Here is a 14,685-nt window from a genome sequence, read left to right as displayed (position 1 = left end):
CGAAGGATCGGCGGCTCAGCGGCGGCGCACCGCGCGCATGCCCACGTGCAGGAGCTGGGGGCCGCCCTCCGCCGGGTCGAGAAGACGGCCGACGGGCTGGTCCGTGTCGGTGATCAGGGCGCCGTCGGCACGCACACGCAGCCGCAGCGGCGGACGAGGAGGGATGCCGAGGGCCGCGATGTCCTCACGCAGCACCATCGCGAACTCGAGGGCGTCGCCGTCACGGGTCACGTCGTAGCGCCACTGCCCGGCGTCGTACGTGCCGAGCAGTCCTTCGAGCTTCTCGACCGGCTGCAGATGCGCAGCCTCCACGGACTTCTCGATGCCGCGCAGCCGCGCGAAGCACCAGTCGACGACCGCGGATCCGAGTGCCTTGCCGCTGCCGCTGTTCGTCAGCACGGTGATGGCCAGATCCTCATCCGGGGCGAGGACGAACTCGCTCAGCTGCATGTCGGAGATGTTCCCGCCGTGCATCACGACCCGTGCCGATCCGTGCCGGGTGAGCAACCAGGGCAGACCGATGGCGTCGATGGGCGGCCCCGCGGCGAGGTGGGGCTGCTGCATCAGGAGTCTGGTCGCCTCGCCCACGGGTGCTGCGCCCTCCGCCTCGCCGCGCATCTGGAAACGGGCGTAGGTGAGCTGGTCGCGCACGGACGACACGATTCCGCCCTCGGGCGCGATGTCGCGGGTCAGCGGCCACTGGGGGAACGCGGCCATCGCTGCGTCCTCACCGGGCACGTGTCCGACGGCATGGGGGCGTGCGATCACGTCCCACGGGAAGAAGAACGTCTCGGACATGCCCAGCGGGTCGAGGACGATGCGCTGCACCGCCTGCTCGAACGTCTCGCCCGTCGCCTCCTCGATCACACGACCCAGCAGGCGGATGCCGGAGTTGCTGTAGGAGGCGATCGTGCCGGGGGAGAAGAACTGCGGGAGCTCGGAGAAGCCGGCGACGCTGCGGGCGAGGGCGTCGTCGTCCCACCCCGGATGATCGTCCGCGTCGCCCAGGAAGCCGCCAGAGTGCGTGAGGAGGTGGCGGATGCGCAGCTCTGCGAGGGCGTCCTCGTCTCGGAGCCGGAAGTCGGGGAGCACATCGACCACATGGCCGTCGAGGTCGAGCACGCCGCTCTCGACCAGATGCATCGCGACGGTTCCGGTGAACGTCTTCGTCGTCGAGCCGATCTGGAAGAGCGTGCGCGCGGTCACGGCGGCGCCGGTGTCGACAGCGGCGACACCGGTGGCGGCGATGACTTCCCGGTCGCGGTCGATCACGCCGACCACTGCGCCGGGCACGCCGAGCTCCGCGGCCGTGGCGTCCAGGAACTCCTGCAGCTCGTCGTCCATCAGGCATCCCCTCGTACGGCGCGCCCCGGCAGGGCATCGGTCACGATCTCTCCCGCGTGCACGACACGAGTGCCGTGCACGAAGAGCTCGCGCACACCCCGCGACGGGCGGGTCGGATCGGCATAGCTGGCTCTGTCCGTCAGCGTCGTCGGGTCGATCACCACGACGTCGGCATCCGCCCCGATCGTCAGATGGCCCTTGCCCCGCATGCCGGACGAGACCTCGTCGAGCACACGAGCGGGGAGGAACGAACAGCGCCGGAAGGCTTCGATCCAGCTCCACGTGCCGCTGTCGAGAACCATGAGCCGCAGTGACTTCGCGAACGTGCCCGCAGTGCGGGGATGCGTGTGCCCGCCCGCGGGAAGCGGCCACTCGTGCTGCTCGTACACCGTCCCCCCGCCGCTCGCCGCCCAGGAGATGGGCATCGCATCACTCGCCACGATCGAGTCGGGATAGGCCAGCGCCCGGTGCAGGTGCGCGCGGTCGAAGGGATCGGCCTCGTCGAGGAACGTCACGATGCAGGTGGCGCCGGGGTCGGTCGTCCGCACCTCGCGCAGCCGGGCTTCGTCGGCGATGCGCTCGCCGGTGTCGACGAGCACCAGAGAACTCGGAGTGATGCCGAGCCCCGCGAGTTTCTCCGGGGCGAGGAAGAACGCGCCGATCGCCGTGCTGCCGGCGCCGTAGGGGTAGGCCTCGACCGTCACGCGGGAACCTGCGGCGCGGCTGCGATCCAGCAGGCTCAGCACCCGGTCGATGTGACGCAGCGAGGTGCTGTTCACGTGGCAGTGATGCATCGCGGCCCCGGTCTCCGCGGCGGCGCGGACGAGCTCCTCAGAGCCGTCGATCGGTGTGCGCGGATCGGCTTCGATCAGTTCCCGAACGTGCGTGAAGGTCGGGGCGTGGGCAGCGGCGGCCAGCCGGGAGAGGGCGAGGTACTCGTCGGGGTCGGAGCGCGGCGCGTAACCCATCAGCACACCGATCCCCAGTGCGCCGGCACCCAGCTCATCCTCCAGCAGGCTCAGCCATCGCCGGCGTTCGGCGGGGGAGGAGGACCGCTGCCAGTCGGGTGTGCCGAGCAGATCCATCGATGCGGTGAAGTCGGCGACGGGCACCCGGTCGAGGTGCGCGTACGCCCGCGCCTGCGACCAGGAAGCCGAGAAGCCGTAGTTCAGCGGGCGTCCGTCCGCGGCAGCGCGGGCGAGGGCCTCGGCGATCGGCATGAGTCCGGCCTCGAGATCGAGGGCGGTGGTGACACCGTCCATCGCCTGCAGCCGGTGCCCCGCGATCGAGTGCACGTGGCTGTGCAGGTCGACGAAACCCGGTCCGACGATGAGGCCCGTCGCGTCCACCACCTCGGCGTCGGTCGGCGCCTTGAGCCCGTCGCCGACCGCGGCCACCCGCCCCTGGGTGATCAGCAGATCGGTGATCCGGTCGGTTTCCGTCTTCGGGTCGATGACGCGCCCGCCGCGCAGCAGTGTGTCCACGCCGCCACGATGCCATGCTGGAGGGAGCCGTTCCGGTGCCGCTCGACGAAACCGGGTGGTGCTTCCGGTGCTCGCGCACAACCCGTCACGCGCGGCAACGTCGTTCGAGTGGTGCACACGCGCGCGCCGCCAGACATAATGTAGTGACGATGTGACCGTGCACACGCGAGGAGGCAAGTGATGTCCACCGCCTCCGAGCGTGCGCGGTTGCCGAGCATCCGCGACGTCGCCAGGCTCGCCGGTGTCTCGCATCAGACGGTGTCCCGAGTGCTCAACGATCATCCGAGCATCCGTCCGGAGACGAAGGCCAAGGTCATCGATGCGATCTCGGTGCTCGACTACCGGCCGAACCTGGCCGCCCGCGCTCTGGTCACCAGCAAGTCGAACATGCTGGGCATCCTGTCCGCCACGATCGGGGAGTTCGGTCCGACCTCGTCCATCGCCGGCATCGAGGATGCGGCGCGCGAGGAGGGGTACTCGGTCTCGACCCTGAACCTCGCCGACACGACGCCAGAGGCGATCGGCAACGCGGTGCGCCAGCTGTCGCGCGAGCAGGTCGACGGCATCGTGGTGCTCGCACCGCAGGTGCGGGTGTTCCATGTCCTTCGCGGCATGTCGGTGGACATGCCGTTCGTGACCCTGCAGACGGCATCGGGCTCGGACGGGGTGAGCCTGTCCGCCGACCAGGTGGCGGGCGCCAAGGCCGCGACGGCCCACCTGATATCGCTCGGTCACAGCGACATCCTGCATCTGGCCGGCCCGCAGGATTGGATCGAGGCGGAGTCGCGCATGCGCGGGTATCTCGACGGGCTGCGCGAGGCCGACCTGCCGACGTTCCCGCCTATCCGCGGCGACTGGACAGCCGACTTCGGCTACTTCGCGGGCAAGGAGCTCTCGCGCCGTCGGGACTTCACGGCGGTGTTCGCCGCGAACGATCTGATGGCGATCGGGCTGATGCACGGCTTCCGCGATTCCGGGGTGCGGGTGCCGCACGACGTGAGCGTGATCGGGTTCGACGACATACCGGTCGCCGCGCACGTGGCGCCGACGCTGAGCACGGTGCACCAGGACTTCCCCGAGCTCGGGCGCCGAGCCGTGCGCATCCTCCTCGCGCAGATCCGGGGAGAGCAGGTGCCGGAGTTCGGCCCGCTGCAGACGATACTGCGTGCGCGCGAATCCGCCGCAGCACGCTGACCTGTTGCGGGACCGCTCCCAGCCGATCGGGCCGCATGCATCACGGTAGCGACACGAAATCGGCGCGCGGACTTGACAGCGGTTCGTCGTGAGTGGACTATGTAATCCAATGTGAACGGTCACATCGAAGGTGACCGCACGTCGCGAGGAAAGATCCGTGAGCACCACAGCAACGTTGCCTACCGTGTCAGGCCCCATCCTGGAGATGCGCAGCATCACCAAGGAGTTCCCGGGGGTCAAGGCACTCGCCGACGTCTCGATCACCGTCCGCGCCGGCGAGATCCACGCGATCTGCGGCGAGAACGGCGCCGGGAAGTCGACCCTGATGAAGGTCCTGTCCGGGGTGTACCCCTACGGAACCTACGACGGGGAGATCCTGCTCTACGGCGAGGAGCAGCGCTTCAAGGACATCGCCGCCAGCGAGCATGCCGGCATCGCGATCATCCACCAGGAGCTCGCCCTGATCCCCGAGCTCTCGGTCACCGAGAACATCTTCCTCGGCAACGAGATCCAGCGCGGTGGCCGCATCGACTGGAAGGCCCAGAAGGAAAGGGCGATCGAACTGCTCGCCCGCGTCGGGCTGAGCGAAGACCCCGACGTGCAGATCAAGACCCTCGGTGTCGGCAAGCAGCAGCTGATCGAGATCGCGAAGGCGCTCAACAAGGACGTCAAGCTCCTGATCCTCGACGAGCCGACCGCCGCACTCAACGAGAACGACTCGCAGCACCTGCTCGACCTGATCCTGGGCCTCAAGGCCAGGGGCATCGCGTCGATCATGATCAGTCACAAGCTCAACGAGATCGAGCAGATCGCCGACGAGATCACGATCATCCGCGACGGCCGCACGGTCGAGACGCTCGACATCTCGCGCGGGGAGATCAACGAGGACCGCATCATCCGCGGCATGGTCGGCCGCTCGCTCGAGAGCCGCTACCCGGATCGCACCCCCGAGATCGGCGAGGTGTTCTTCGAGGTCAAGGACTGGTGGGTGCAGCATCCGACCGTTCCCGAGCGCATGGTCGTGAAGGGCTCGAACATCAACGTGCGCCGCGGCGAGGTGGTCGGCATCGCCGGTCTCATGGGGGCGGGGCGCACCGAGTTCGCGATGAGCATCTTCGGCCGCTCCTACGGCACCTACCTCTCCGGCACCCTGATCAAGGACGGGCAGGAGGTCGCCCTGCACGATGTGGCATCGGCGATCAAGCACGGGCTCGCGTACGTGAGCGAGGACCGCAAGGTGCTCGGGCTCAACCTGCTCGACACGATCAAGCGTTCGGTCGTCGCCGCCAAGCTCTCCAAGATCGCCAAGCGCGGTGTCGTCGACGCCCGCGCCGAGTTCGCCGTCGCGGAGGAGTACCGCAAGGCGCTCCGCATCAAGACGCCCTCCGTGGAGGAGGGCGTCGGCAAGCTCTCCGGCGGCAACCAGCAGAAGGTCGTGCTGGCGAAGTGGATGTTCACCGACCCCGACCTGCTGATCCTCGACGAGCCCACACGCGGCATCGACGTCGGTGCCAAGTACGAGATCTACGCGATCATCAACCAGCTCGCAGCCCAGGGCAAGGGCGTCATCGTCATCTCCAGCGAGCTTCCCGAACTCCTCGGCATCTCCGACCGCATCTACACCGTCTTCGAAGGTCGGGTCACCGACTGCATCCCGGCCGATCAGGCGACACCTGAGGACCTCATGCGCAGCATGACCTCCGCGACCCAGAAAGCATCCGCATGACCACCGACACCACCGCAACGAAGCGCGGCTTCCATTTCAAGGACATCACGAAGATGTTCGGAGGCGGCCAGTCGACCCTCCGTCAGTTCGGCATCCTCGGCAGCCTCGTCGTGATCCTGGTCGTCTTCCAGGTGCTGACCTGGATCTTCAAGGGTCAGGGACTCACGCTCTCGTCGGGCAACCTGATCAACGTCGTCAACCAGTACTCCTACATCCTGATCCTCGCGATCGGCATGGTGATGGTCATCATCATGGGCCACATCGACCTGTCGGTCGGGTCGGTCGCGGCGTTCACCGGCATCATCGTCGCCAAGGCGATGGCGGACTGGAACCTGCCATGGCCGCTGGCCATCCTCCTCGGCCTCGGCGTGGGCGTGCTGGTGGGCGCCTGGCAAGGATTCTGGGTCGCGTATGTCGGGGTGCCCGCATTCATCGTGACGCTGGCGGGCATGCTGTTCTTCCGTGGCGCGAATCAGTGGGTCGGCGACTCGCAGTCGATCCCCGTCCCGCAGGGGTTCAAGGTCATCGGCGCCGGCTACCTGCCCGAGCTGTCTTTCATCCCCGTGCAGTTCAACGTGCTCACCATGGTCCTCGCCCTGATCGGTGTGCTCTGGATCGTCATCGCGGAGATCCGCACCCGCCGCGCGCAGGCCAAGATGGGTTCGGACATGGCGCCCCGCTGGGTGAGCATCACCAAGGTCGTGCTGATCTCGGCCGTGATCCTCATCGCCGGGTGGCTGTTCGCGACAGGGCGTGAAGGCACCAGCTTCCCGATCTCGGGCGTCATCCTGCTCGCCCTCGTCATCCTCTACTCGTTCATCACGAACAACACCGTTTTCGGCCGCCACATCTACGCCGTCGGCGGCAACCGCCAGGCAGCGCGTCTGTCGGGCGTGAAGGACCGCTGGGTCGACTTCTTCGTCATGATGAACATGTCGGTGCTCGCCTCGCTCGCCGGGATGATCTACGTGGCCCGTGCCACGGCCTCCGGTCCGCAGGACGGCAACGGCTGGGAGCTCGACGCCATCGCCTCGGTCTTCATCGGTGGTGCCGCCGTCTCGGGCGGCATCGGAACCGTGATCGGGTCGATCATCGGTGGTCTCGTGATGGCATTCCTCAACAACGGACTCGCGCTGCTCGGCGCCGGTGCCGACGTGGTGTCGATGATCAAGGGCCTGGTGCTCCTGTTCGCGGTCGGTGTCGACGTCTGGAACAAGCAGCAGGGCCGCCCCTCGATCATCGGGTTCCTGACGCGCCGGTTCGGTCGCAAGGAAGACCCCGCCCTCGAGACCTTCGACCCGAAGGCGAACTACCCCACCAGCCAGAAGTACGAAGCCCCCGCCGTCGACGAGACGCGCGGAAAGTAAGGGTCGAGTCGCGCACCGCACACGCGCCTTGACCTTCACACACCAGAGAAAGAGATCACATGAAGAAGATTCTTCTGTCGGCGACAGCGCTTGTCGTCGCGGGCGCCTTCGCCCTCACCGGCTGCTCCTCGGAGCGCGGCGGTGACACCGGCTCCGGGTCGGGGGACGAGGCCAAGGGCTTCGCCGCCGATGCCACCATCGGTGTCGCCCTTCCTGACAAGACCTCCGAGAACTGGGTTCTCGCCGGTCAGCTGTTCACCGACGGCCTGAAGAAGGCCGGATTCAAGCCCGACGTGCAGTACGCACCGGCCAGCAACACGGTCGCCGAGCAGCAGAACCAGATCCAGGCGATGGTCACCGGTGGCGCCAAGGTCATCATCATCGGTGCGAAGGACGGCAAGCAGCTGTCGACGCAGGTCGAGGCAGCCCGCGACGCCGGCGTCACCGTCATCGCGTACGACCGTCTGATCGAGAACACCGAGGCCGTGGACTACTACGTCGCCTTCGACAACTTCAAGGTCGGCCAGCTGCAGGGCCAGGCGCTGCTCGACGGTCTCGCCGAGCGCGCGGGCCACGAGGCGCCGTACAACATCGAGCTGTTCTCGGGTTCGCCGGACGACGCCAACGCTCCCGTGTTCTTCAACGGCGCGATGGACGTGCTCCAGCCGAAGATCGATGACGGCACCCTCAAGGTCGTCTCCGGTCAGACCGAGATCTCCCAGACGGCGACCGAGGGCTGGAAGGCCGAGAACGCTCAGCGCCGCATGGACTCGATCCTCACGTCGACCTACGGTTCCGAGACGCTCGACGGCGTCCTCTCGCCGAACGACACGCTCGCCCGCGCCATCATCACCTCGGTGCAGGGAGCAGGCAAGCCGGTCCCGGTCGTCACCGGTCAGGACTCCGAGGTCGAGTCCGTCAAGTCGATCATGGAGGGCATCCAGTACTCCACGATCAACAAGGACACCACGCTCCTCGTCGAGCAGTCGATCAAGATGGTCGGCCAGCTCCAGAAGGGCGAGGAGGTCGACGTCAACGACACCGAGCAGTACGACAACGGCGTGAAGGTCGTCCCGGCCTACCTGCTCGACCCGATCATCGTCACCAAGGAGAACGCGGCCGAGGCATACGCCAACGTCCCGAGCCTCCTCGAGATCGTGAAGTCGTACCAGTAATCCGGATGCTCCTTCGAGGAACACCCCACAGCACCTCGCTGTGACCGAGAGCCACCCTGACCTTCGGGTCAGGGTGGCTCTCTCGTGTGCGGGCCGTGTCCGTCGCCGTGTTCGTCAGCCGCGGAGTGCGCGCGTCGCCTGACCCGTGCGCTGCAGGGCATCGACGGTCTCGGCGTACCGGCGTTTGGCGACACCGAGGAACAGGCAGTCGACGAGCGTGAGCTGCGCGATGCGGCTCACCATGGCGCCTGCGCGGAAGGTCGACTCGCGCACCTCCGTGAAGAGCGGGTGATCGGCCGCGCGGGTGAGGGGGGAGTCCTTCGCCGACGTGACGGCGATCGTGGTGGCGCCGCTGGTACGCGCCGTCTCCAGGAACCGCACGGTTTCGAGCGTCGAACCCGAGTGGGAGAAGCCGATCGCGACGGTCGATGCGGTCGGCAGCACGGAGACGGCGACAGCCTCGTGCGGATCGGCGGGAATATGCGCGTTCCGTCCGACGCGGAGGAGCTTGTGGGCGAGATCCTCCGCGACGAACCGGCTGGCGCCGAGCCCGTAGAGGATGATGCGCTCGGCCCCGTCGATCGCGTCCACTGCCGCTTCGAGCACGGTGAAGTCGAGTCGGGCGACGGTCTCCTCGATCGCCAGCAGTTCGAGCGCCGCCACCTTCGACACCGCCTCCTGGAGGGTGTCTGCGTCGGAGATCTCCGACCCATAGGCGCCGCGTGCGGAGAACTGGGCGGCTTCCTTGCCGAGCTCGGCGGCAAGGGCCATGCGCAGCGGGGCGTAGCCGCTGAAGCCGATCGCCCGGCAGAAGCGCACGACCGAAGCGACCGAGGTGTCGCATTCCGCGGCCAGCTCGTTGATCGTGTTGTCGATCACGACGGAGGGGTTCTCGCGGACGACCAGCGCGATACGGGCCAGCGACGGCGTCAGCGTGGAAGCGGCGGCTTCGATCGTCGACTGGATGCTCATCGGTTCTCCGTCTGCTCGGTGTAAATTCTTTTTGCAGAGTCTACTTCGCATGTAGTCTCTTTTCACCACCTGTTTCCACCGATCCCCGGGAGAGTCGATGAGCGCGAAGACGACCGCATCCGTCGATCTCGGCAAGTCCCGGTGCCGCGTCGTGATCGACGGCGACGGCGAGCGGGTCGCGCGCGCAGGCGTCGGAGCTCCCGGGCTCGCCGCAGCGGGCGGGGTGGAGTGTGCACTCGAGGCGATCCTCCCGCTTCTGGAGGGTGACCGCCTCGACCTGATCGGGGTGGGCGCCGCGGGCGCCTGGCTGGCGCCGCATGCGGCGCAGGAACTGTCGTCCCGGCTCGCCGCAGCGAGCGGAGCCGCGGTGGCCGTCGCCTCCGATGTGGTCACCGCTCACGCCGGTGCACTCGCCGGTGCCGGGGGAGTGCTCCTCATCGCGGGAACCGGAGCGGCGGCCCTCGGCGTCGACGCCGATGGCGCGCGACTCGTCGACGGCTGGGGTCCGGAACTCGGCGACTTCGGCAGCGGCTCGTGGCTCGGGCGCGAGGCCCTGCGTGCCGTGCTGCGTGCGGACGACGCCCTGGGCGCCCGCACCGCCCTCACCGCGGCGATCGCGCAGCCGGTGGGTGCGCCATCCGACATCCAGGCCTGGCTCGCCCAGCGCGAACCCCTCCCTCGACGCCTCGCGACGCTCGCACCTCTCGTGCTGGATGCCGCTGCCGACGGCGATGCGGTCGCCGGCGAGATCGTGGCCGAGGCGATTCGACTCCTCACCGCGACGGCTGTCGCCGCATCCACCCGCACCGCCGACGTGGTGATCCACGGCGGCCTCACCGACCACGCGTGGTTCCGCGCGTCATTGACCTCTTCCCTGCAGACCGCCGGACGCACGATCGTGCCCGCGAGCGGCGATGCACTCGACGGCGCGCTGCTGCTCGCGCGCCGCACCGACCTCCCCCACGAAAGGTTCGTCCACCGTGCCGAATGACGATTCCCGCCTGGCCACCCTCCTCTCCGTGCTCGAGCGCCTCGACACCGAGGCCTCGACGACCGATCGCGGCGACCTCGACCTGCTGGGCACCGCCGAGCTCGTGCGACGCATGAACGCGGAGGATCGGCGGGTGCCGGAGGCCGTCGCCGAGCGGGCGGAGGAGATCGCCATCGTGGTCGACGGCATCACCGAGCGGTTCCGCCGCGGCGGACGCCTCATCTACATCGGTGCAGGCACGGCCGGGCGCATCGGCGTTCTGGATGCGAGCGAGTGCCCGCCGACCTTCGGCACCGACCCGTCGATGGTGGTCGGGCTGATCGCGGGGGGCGAGACGGCGATCCGCTCCGCCGTGGAGAACGCCGAAGACGACGACGCGGCCGCGGAAGCCTCGCTGCGCGAGCTCGGTCTCTCGGAGAACGACACGGTGGTGGGCATCTCCGCCTCCGGCCGCACGCCCTACGTCGTGGGAGGGCTGACCTACGCCCGCAGTGTCGGTGCGTTCACCGCGGCTATCGCCTCGAACGCCGGTTCCGACATCGGTGCGGCCGCGGAGGTCGCGATCGAGGTCGTCACCGGCCCCGAGTTCATCTCCGGCTCCACGCGCCTCAAGTCGGGGACGGCGCAGAAGCTCGTCGTCAACATGCTGACGACGCTGTCGATGATCAACCTCGGCAAGACCTACCGCGGCGTCATGGTCGATCTGCTGGCCACGAACGAGAAGCTGCATGCCCGCTCGATCCGCACGGTGTCGCAGCTCGCCGGCGTCGACATCGACCAGGCTGCGGCGGCGCTGCAGGCGGCGGACGGTTCGGTCAAGCTCGCGCTGCTGATGCTCGCTGCCGACGCGACGCCGCAGGACGCGGCCGCAGCCCTCCACGAGGCCGACGGCATCCTCCGCGACGCGATCGCCGCGCTCGCCTGAGGGCGATGCGAGCGCCCGGGGAGTTCGATACGGTGTGCGGATGCCCCTTGCTCTGATCACCGGCGCCGCGCGTGCCGACAGCATCGCCGCCGGCATCGCTCCTCGTCTGCGCGCCGCCGGTTGGAACGTCGTCACCAGCGACCTGCACGACGCCGATCACATCGCCGACCTCGCCACGCCCGAGGGGCCAGAGACCCTGATGGCTGAGGTGAACGCAGCCCACGGCCCGGTCTCGGCACTCATCCTGAGTCATGCGCACGATGTGGAATCCGGCATCCTCGACACGACGGCCGAGAGCTTCGATCGGCACGTCGCCGTGAACGCGAGGGCGAGTCTGCTGCTGATCGCGGCCTTCGCGCGGCAGGTGGGCGACGGCGGAGGTGCGATCGTGGCGCTCACCAGCGACCACGTGACCGGCAACCTCCCCTACGGGGCCTCCAAGGGCGCTCTCGACCGGCTCGTGATCTCGGCGGCCCGCGAGCTCGGCCCGCGCGGCATCTCGGCGAACGTGCTCAACCCCGGGCCCATCGACACCGGCTGGATGGACGACGAGACGCGCCGCGGGCTGGCGGAGATGACACCGCTCGGGCGTCTCGGGCGCCCCGGCGATATCGCGGCCGTGGTGGAGTTCCTCGTGTCGGAGGAAGGGCGCTGGATCTCGGGGCAGCTGCTGCAGTCGGACGGCGCGTTCTCGGCGAGGTACTGAGCCGCGGGGCAGGCGCGGACTCGACGCGCAGAGGCGGCGAGACCGGGGTCTCTGTGCGCCTGCCCCGGGCGGGCATCCGACTCAGTGCGCGCAGGTGCAGGTGTCTCCGCCGCAGCATGCGCTCGCCGTCGCGCCGCGGTGCGCCTGCGACGCCTCCGGTACATCCATGGCCGGGTTCTGGTCGAGGAATCCGGCTGGCTTGAACCAGAATCCGGCGTAGTCGACGGGCATGATGGGCCAGTCCTCCGGCCGCGGGAAGTGCGTCAGACCGAAGGTGTGCCACAGCACGATGTCCTGGCCGTCGATGTCGCGGTCGGCGGCGGCGTACTCGGGCAGCCCGGCTCCGCCCTGGTGCGCGTTCGGATACCGACCGGCCGGCCAGATCTGCCCCGCCTCGAAGCGCGTCGCCCAGAGGTGCTTCGTCGCGAAGGCGGCACGCGCGGCGACGGAGGACTGCGGGTCGGCCATGAGCAGTGCCGTGGGCTGCGGCACCAGGTGGTACGCGGTGGGTCGGCCGACGTGGTTCGTGTGGGACGCGCTCTGCACCTCCCACACCCGCGCGACCGAGGAATCGGCCTCGCGCTGCGCCTCGTTCTCGGTGTGCAGAGTCGTCTCCGACCAGGTGAAGGCGTTGCCGAAGGGGTTCTCGGGGCCCATCGGCACGCGTTGGGCGTCGATCTCGACGAGCCGGTTGTCCTCGCCGTCGATCGCGACGTCGAGCCGTGCGCAGAAGAGGTGCTGGTGCACGGGGGCGAACACGCCGGGGGCCAGCTCCGTCGCATGGCGCTGGCGCACCCCGGGCTCGCCGGCGCTGGCGAAGACGATCCCCGTGGCCTTGGCTACGACCTCGATCGACCCGTCCAGGCCGAAGTTCCAGTAGAACCCGTAGTCGTAGTTGCCGATCGTGGAGAAGTACGAGACCACGAACCGGCGGGAACGCCGCACGTCGGAGCGCCCGGCCAGATCGGTGTGCTTCCAGAGGATGCCGTAGTCCTCCTCGTGCATGCAGATCGCGTTCGGGATGCGCACGGGGTGTCCGTGGTCGTCGGCGACGTAACCGTCGAGGTAGCGGATCACGCCCAGGCAGTCGCAGCCGAGCTCGAGGTGGTTCGCGTTCTTCCCGAGCAGGTACTCACCCGCGTCGAAGTAGCTGATCCAGAAGCGGCCGGGCGCGGTGTCGCCGTAGGGGACGACCATCTCGGGCACGCTCGCCCTGCTCAGCACCGATCGCCCCTGGAAGGTGACATCGTGCAGCACGAGGCCTTCGCGCGCGTTGAAGTCCACGCGCATCGACCAGCCCTCCCACTCCACGAGCGAACCCGTGACGGCGAAGCTCGGCCCCTCGGGCTGGGTGATCTCGATCGGCTTCAGGGTGGTGCGCGCCTCGCCCTGCACCTCGGGGTAGTAGTTGCCGTGGCCGGCGGGAACGGGCACATCGCCGTGGTCCTCGACGCGGATCACGCTGTTCGCGGTGAGGTCGATGTGCACGATGAGTCCCTCGACCGGGTGCGCCCAGGGAGAGTCCTGCTCGTCGTACTTGAGGAAGGTCAGGGAGCGGATCACGCGTCGTCCGACCTCGTCGGCACGGCCCGTGTATCCGGGAGCGAGCGGCCCGCAGAAAGCGAGCGCCATGTGCTCTTCGAGGCCGCGGCGCTTCATCGCGGCCTGCCACTGCGGTGACGCCTTGGCGATGGCCTCGGCGCGCTCGTACTCCTCGAACAGGTACTGCGGCTGCCCGTAGGGCGGGGCGTCGTTCGGGACCCGCTGCGTGTGCAGCACCTCGCCCCGGGTGATCGAGACGATGGCTTCGGTGGCGACGCCGGTGGCGATGTCGAGCAGGGTGACGTCGACGCGGCGATCGATGGGGGAGCCGGGCGTCCAAGTCGCGAGCTCCTCCTTGCGGGGTTCGTCGGGCAGGAGCATCGGCACCCGGGTGGTCTCGGTCATCAGGCCCGCGGCGTCGAGCACGGCGCGGGCGGCCGCGATCTCTGCACCCGTGAGGGGATCATGGGGGTGCGGGGCGGCGATCTTCTCGATCGACACGGGCTGCGGAGCGTGGTGGGACATCATCGACCTCACTATTTTCGAGCGATTGCTCAATAAACGGGTTGGCATGATGATACGACGGACCGTCCGACGCCCGCAACGGGAGATTCGCGGGCGGGGAACTCCGTCAGGCCCGCCAGGGAGCGAGCGCCACCTCGAGCACCGCGAGGTGGGCGGCCGGCGTCTGCGGCTCCGTGACCTCGACGATCTGCTGTCCGTAGGTGATGGAGCGCAGCAGCGTCACGATCGCCTCGGTGGGGGTGTCCGTGCGCAGCTCACCGTCTTCGACCGCCTCCCGCAGGGCGAGTCGCGTCGTGTCCTGCCAGGTGGCGAGCGTGGGGGAGCCGGCGTCTGGTGTCGGCGCGAGCGCGGCCAGGCGCCCCCAGAATCCGACCACGACATGGGCTTCGGTGCGGGTGCGCTCGTCGACCGGGAGCACTTCGCGCATGAGCGCGTGCAGTCGGTCGAGCCCGCGGCGGTCGGCCGTCGCCTCGGCGATGCGCGCCTCGGTGCGGCGGGTCACCTCGGCCGCAGCCGCACGCATGACCTCGTCGAAGCCGTCGAAGTAGTGCCAGAGCGAGCCCGTGGCGACGCCGAGTTCCTTCGCCACGGCACGCGAAGACACGCTCTCGTGTCCGTCGCGGGCGGCGACGGCCAGCAGCGCCTCGGCGATCTGCCGGCGGCGCTCATCATGGTCGACGATGCGAGGCACGCACCCATCTTGTCGCATCGCGCACAGGTATAGCTATATTGAG

At 68.7% G+C, this 14,685-nt stretch carries 12 protein-coding genes; 7 read left to right on the top strand and 5 right to left on the bottom strand.

What is annotated here, in order from left to right; all coding sequences use genetic code 11:
* Positions 1-15: 15 nt before the first annotated feature.
* Entirely contained in the window at positions 16-1,344 is a 1,329-nt protein-coding gene (locus ASC55_RS05955) for a serine hydrolase domain-containing protein (RefSeq protein ID WP_055873628.1), read from the bottom strand.
* The gene (locus tag ASC55_RS05950; RefSeq protein WP_055873620.1) at positions 1,344-2,828 is read right to left on the bottom strand and encodes an amidohydrolase family protein; all 1,485 of its coding nucleotides are present in this window, start codon (positions 2,826-2,828) and stop codon (positions 1,344-1,346) included. The genes ASC55_RS05955 and ASC55_RS05950 overlap by 1 nt, the downstream gene beginning before the upstream one ends.
* A 180-nt stretch (positions 2,829-3,008) precedes the next feature.
* Between ASC55_RS05950 and ASC55_RS05945 the strand changes: the two genes are divergently transcribed.
* From ASC55_RS05945 to ASC55_RS05930, 4 genes are all read left to right on the top strand, one after another.
* Positions 3,009-4,022 (top strand): LacI family DNA-binding transcriptional regulator, encoded by a 1,014-nt coding sequence (locus tag ASC55_RS05945; protein ID WP_055873617.1) that lies wholly within the window; start codon positions 3,009-3,011, stop codon positions 4,020-4,022.
* 130 nt (positions 4,023-4,152) lie between these two features.
* On the top strand, positions 4,153-5,748 hold the full coding sequence (gene mmsA, locus ASC55_RS05940; protein WP_431691368.1) for a multiple monosaccharide ABC transporter ATP-binding protein: 1,596 nt from the start codon (positions 4,153-4,155) through the stop codon (positions 5,746-5,748).
* Positions 5,745-7,115: a multiple monosaccharide ABC transporter permease gene (gene mmsB, locus ASC55_RS05935; RefSeq protein ID WP_055873611.1), complete on the top strand. Its 1,371-nt coding sequence runs from the start codon at positions 5,745-5,747 to the stop codon at positions 7,113-7,115. The genes mmsA and mmsB overlap by 4 nt, the downstream gene beginning before the upstream one ends.
* Positions 7,116-7,174: 59 nt before the next feature.
* Positions 7,175-8,290, top strand: coding sequence for a substrate-binding domain-containing protein (locus tag ASC55_RS05930; RefSeq protein WP_055864815.1), 1,116 nt, complete (start codon positions 7,175-7,177; stop codon positions 8,288-8,290).
* A 114-nt stretch (positions 8,291-8,404) separates the two neighbouring features.
* Here ASC55_RS05930 and ASC55_RS05925 read toward each other — a convergent pair whose 3' ends face one another.
* The gene (locus ASC55_RS05925; RefSeq protein WP_055873608.1) at positions 8,405-9,262 is read right to left on the bottom strand and encodes a MurR/RpiR family transcriptional regulator; all 858 of its coding nucleotides are present in this window, start codon (positions 9,260-9,262) and stop codon (positions 8,405-8,407) included.
* Positions 9,263-9,359: 97 nt separating this feature from the next.
* Between ASC55_RS05925 and ASC55_RS05920 the strand changes: the two genes are divergently transcribed.
* Genes ASC55_RS05920 through ASC55_RS05910 form a run of 3 tightly spaced genes read left to right on the top strand, consistent with a single transcriptional unit; the run spans position 9,360 to position 11,884 of the window.
* Positions 9,360-10,253, top strand: coding sequence for a BadF/BadG/BcrA/BcrD ATPase family protein (locus ASC55_RS05920; RefSeq protein WP_055873605.1), 894 nt, complete (start codon positions 9,360-9,362; stop codon positions 10,251-10,253).
* A complete protein-coding gene (gene murQ, locus ASC55_RS05915) occupies positions 10,243-11,178 on the top strand; it encodes an N-acetylmuramic acid 6-phosphate etherase (protein WP_055873602.1) in 936 nt (311 codons plus the stop codon). Before ASC55_RS05920 ends, murQ begins: the two co-directional genes overlap by 11 nt.
* A 40-nt stretch (positions 11,179-11,218) precedes the next feature.
* Positions 11,219-11,884: an SDR family oxidoreductase gene (locus ASC55_RS05910; protein WP_055873600.1), complete on the top strand. Its 666-nt coding sequence runs from the start codon at positions 11,219-11,221 to the stop codon at positions 11,882-11,884.
* A gap of 81 nt (positions 11,885-11,965) precedes the next feature.
* Here the strand turns inward: ASC55_RS05910 and ASC55_RS05905 are convergent, their stop codons facing one another.
* On the bottom strand, positions 11,966-13,954 hold the full coding sequence (locus ASC55_RS05905; RefSeq protein ID WP_055873597.1) for a primary-amine oxidase: 1,989 nt from the start codon (positions 13,952-13,954) through the stop codon (positions 11,966-11,968).
* Between the two features lie 103 nt (positions 13,955-14,057).
* Complete coding sequence (locus ASC55_RS05900) at positions 14,058-14,642, bottom strand: TetR/AcrR family transcriptional regulator (protein ID WP_055873594.1); 585 nt, start codon at positions 14,640-14,642, stop codon at positions 14,058-14,060.
* Positions 14,643-14,685: the final 43 nt, after the last annotated feature.

It is taken from the genome of Microbacterium sp. Root322, from assembly GCF_001425645.1.
GTDB classification, from domain to species: Bacteria; Actinomycetota; Actinomycetes; order Actinomycetales; family Microbacteriaceae; genus Microbacterium; species Microbacterium maritypicum.
This window is presented reverse-complemented; position numbering and strand designations above follow the sequence as displayed.

Excerpts from the sequence above, each read along its gene's own strand:
- ASC55_RS05955 (WP_055873628.1), bottom strand. The coding sequence starts at position 1,344 with ATGGACGACGAGCTGCAGGAGTTCCTGGACGCCACGGCCGCGGAGCTC.
- ASC55_RS05945 (WP_055873617.1), top strand. The coding sequence starts at position 3,009 with ATGTCCACCGCCTCCGAGCGTGCGCGGTTGCCGAGCATCCGCGACGTC.
- mmsB (WP_055873611.1), top strand. The coding sequence starts at position 5,745 with ATGACCACCGACACCACCGCAACGAAGCGCGGCTTCCATTTCAAGGAC.
- ASC55_RS05930 (WP_055864815.1), top strand. The coding sequence starts at position 7,175 with ATGAAGAAGATTCTTCTGTCGGCGACAGCGCTTGTCGTCGCGGGCGCC.
- ASC55_RS05925 (WP_055873608.1), bottom strand. The coding sequence starts at position 9,262 with ATGAGCATCCAGTCGACGATCGAAGCCGCCGCTTCCACGCTGACGCCG.
- ASC55_RS05920 (WP_055873605.1), top strand. The coding sequence starts at position 9,360 with ATGAGCGCGAAGACGACCGCATCCGTCGATCTCGGCAAGTCCCGGTGC.
- ASC55_RS05910 (WP_055873600.1), top strand. The coding sequence starts at position 11,219 with ATGCCCCTTGCTCTGATCACCGGCGCCGCGCGTGCCGACAGCATCGCC.
- ASC55_RS05905 (WP_055873597.1), bottom strand. The coding sequence starts at position 13,954 with ATGATGTCCCACCACGCTCCGCAGCCCGTGTCGATCGAGAAGATCGCC.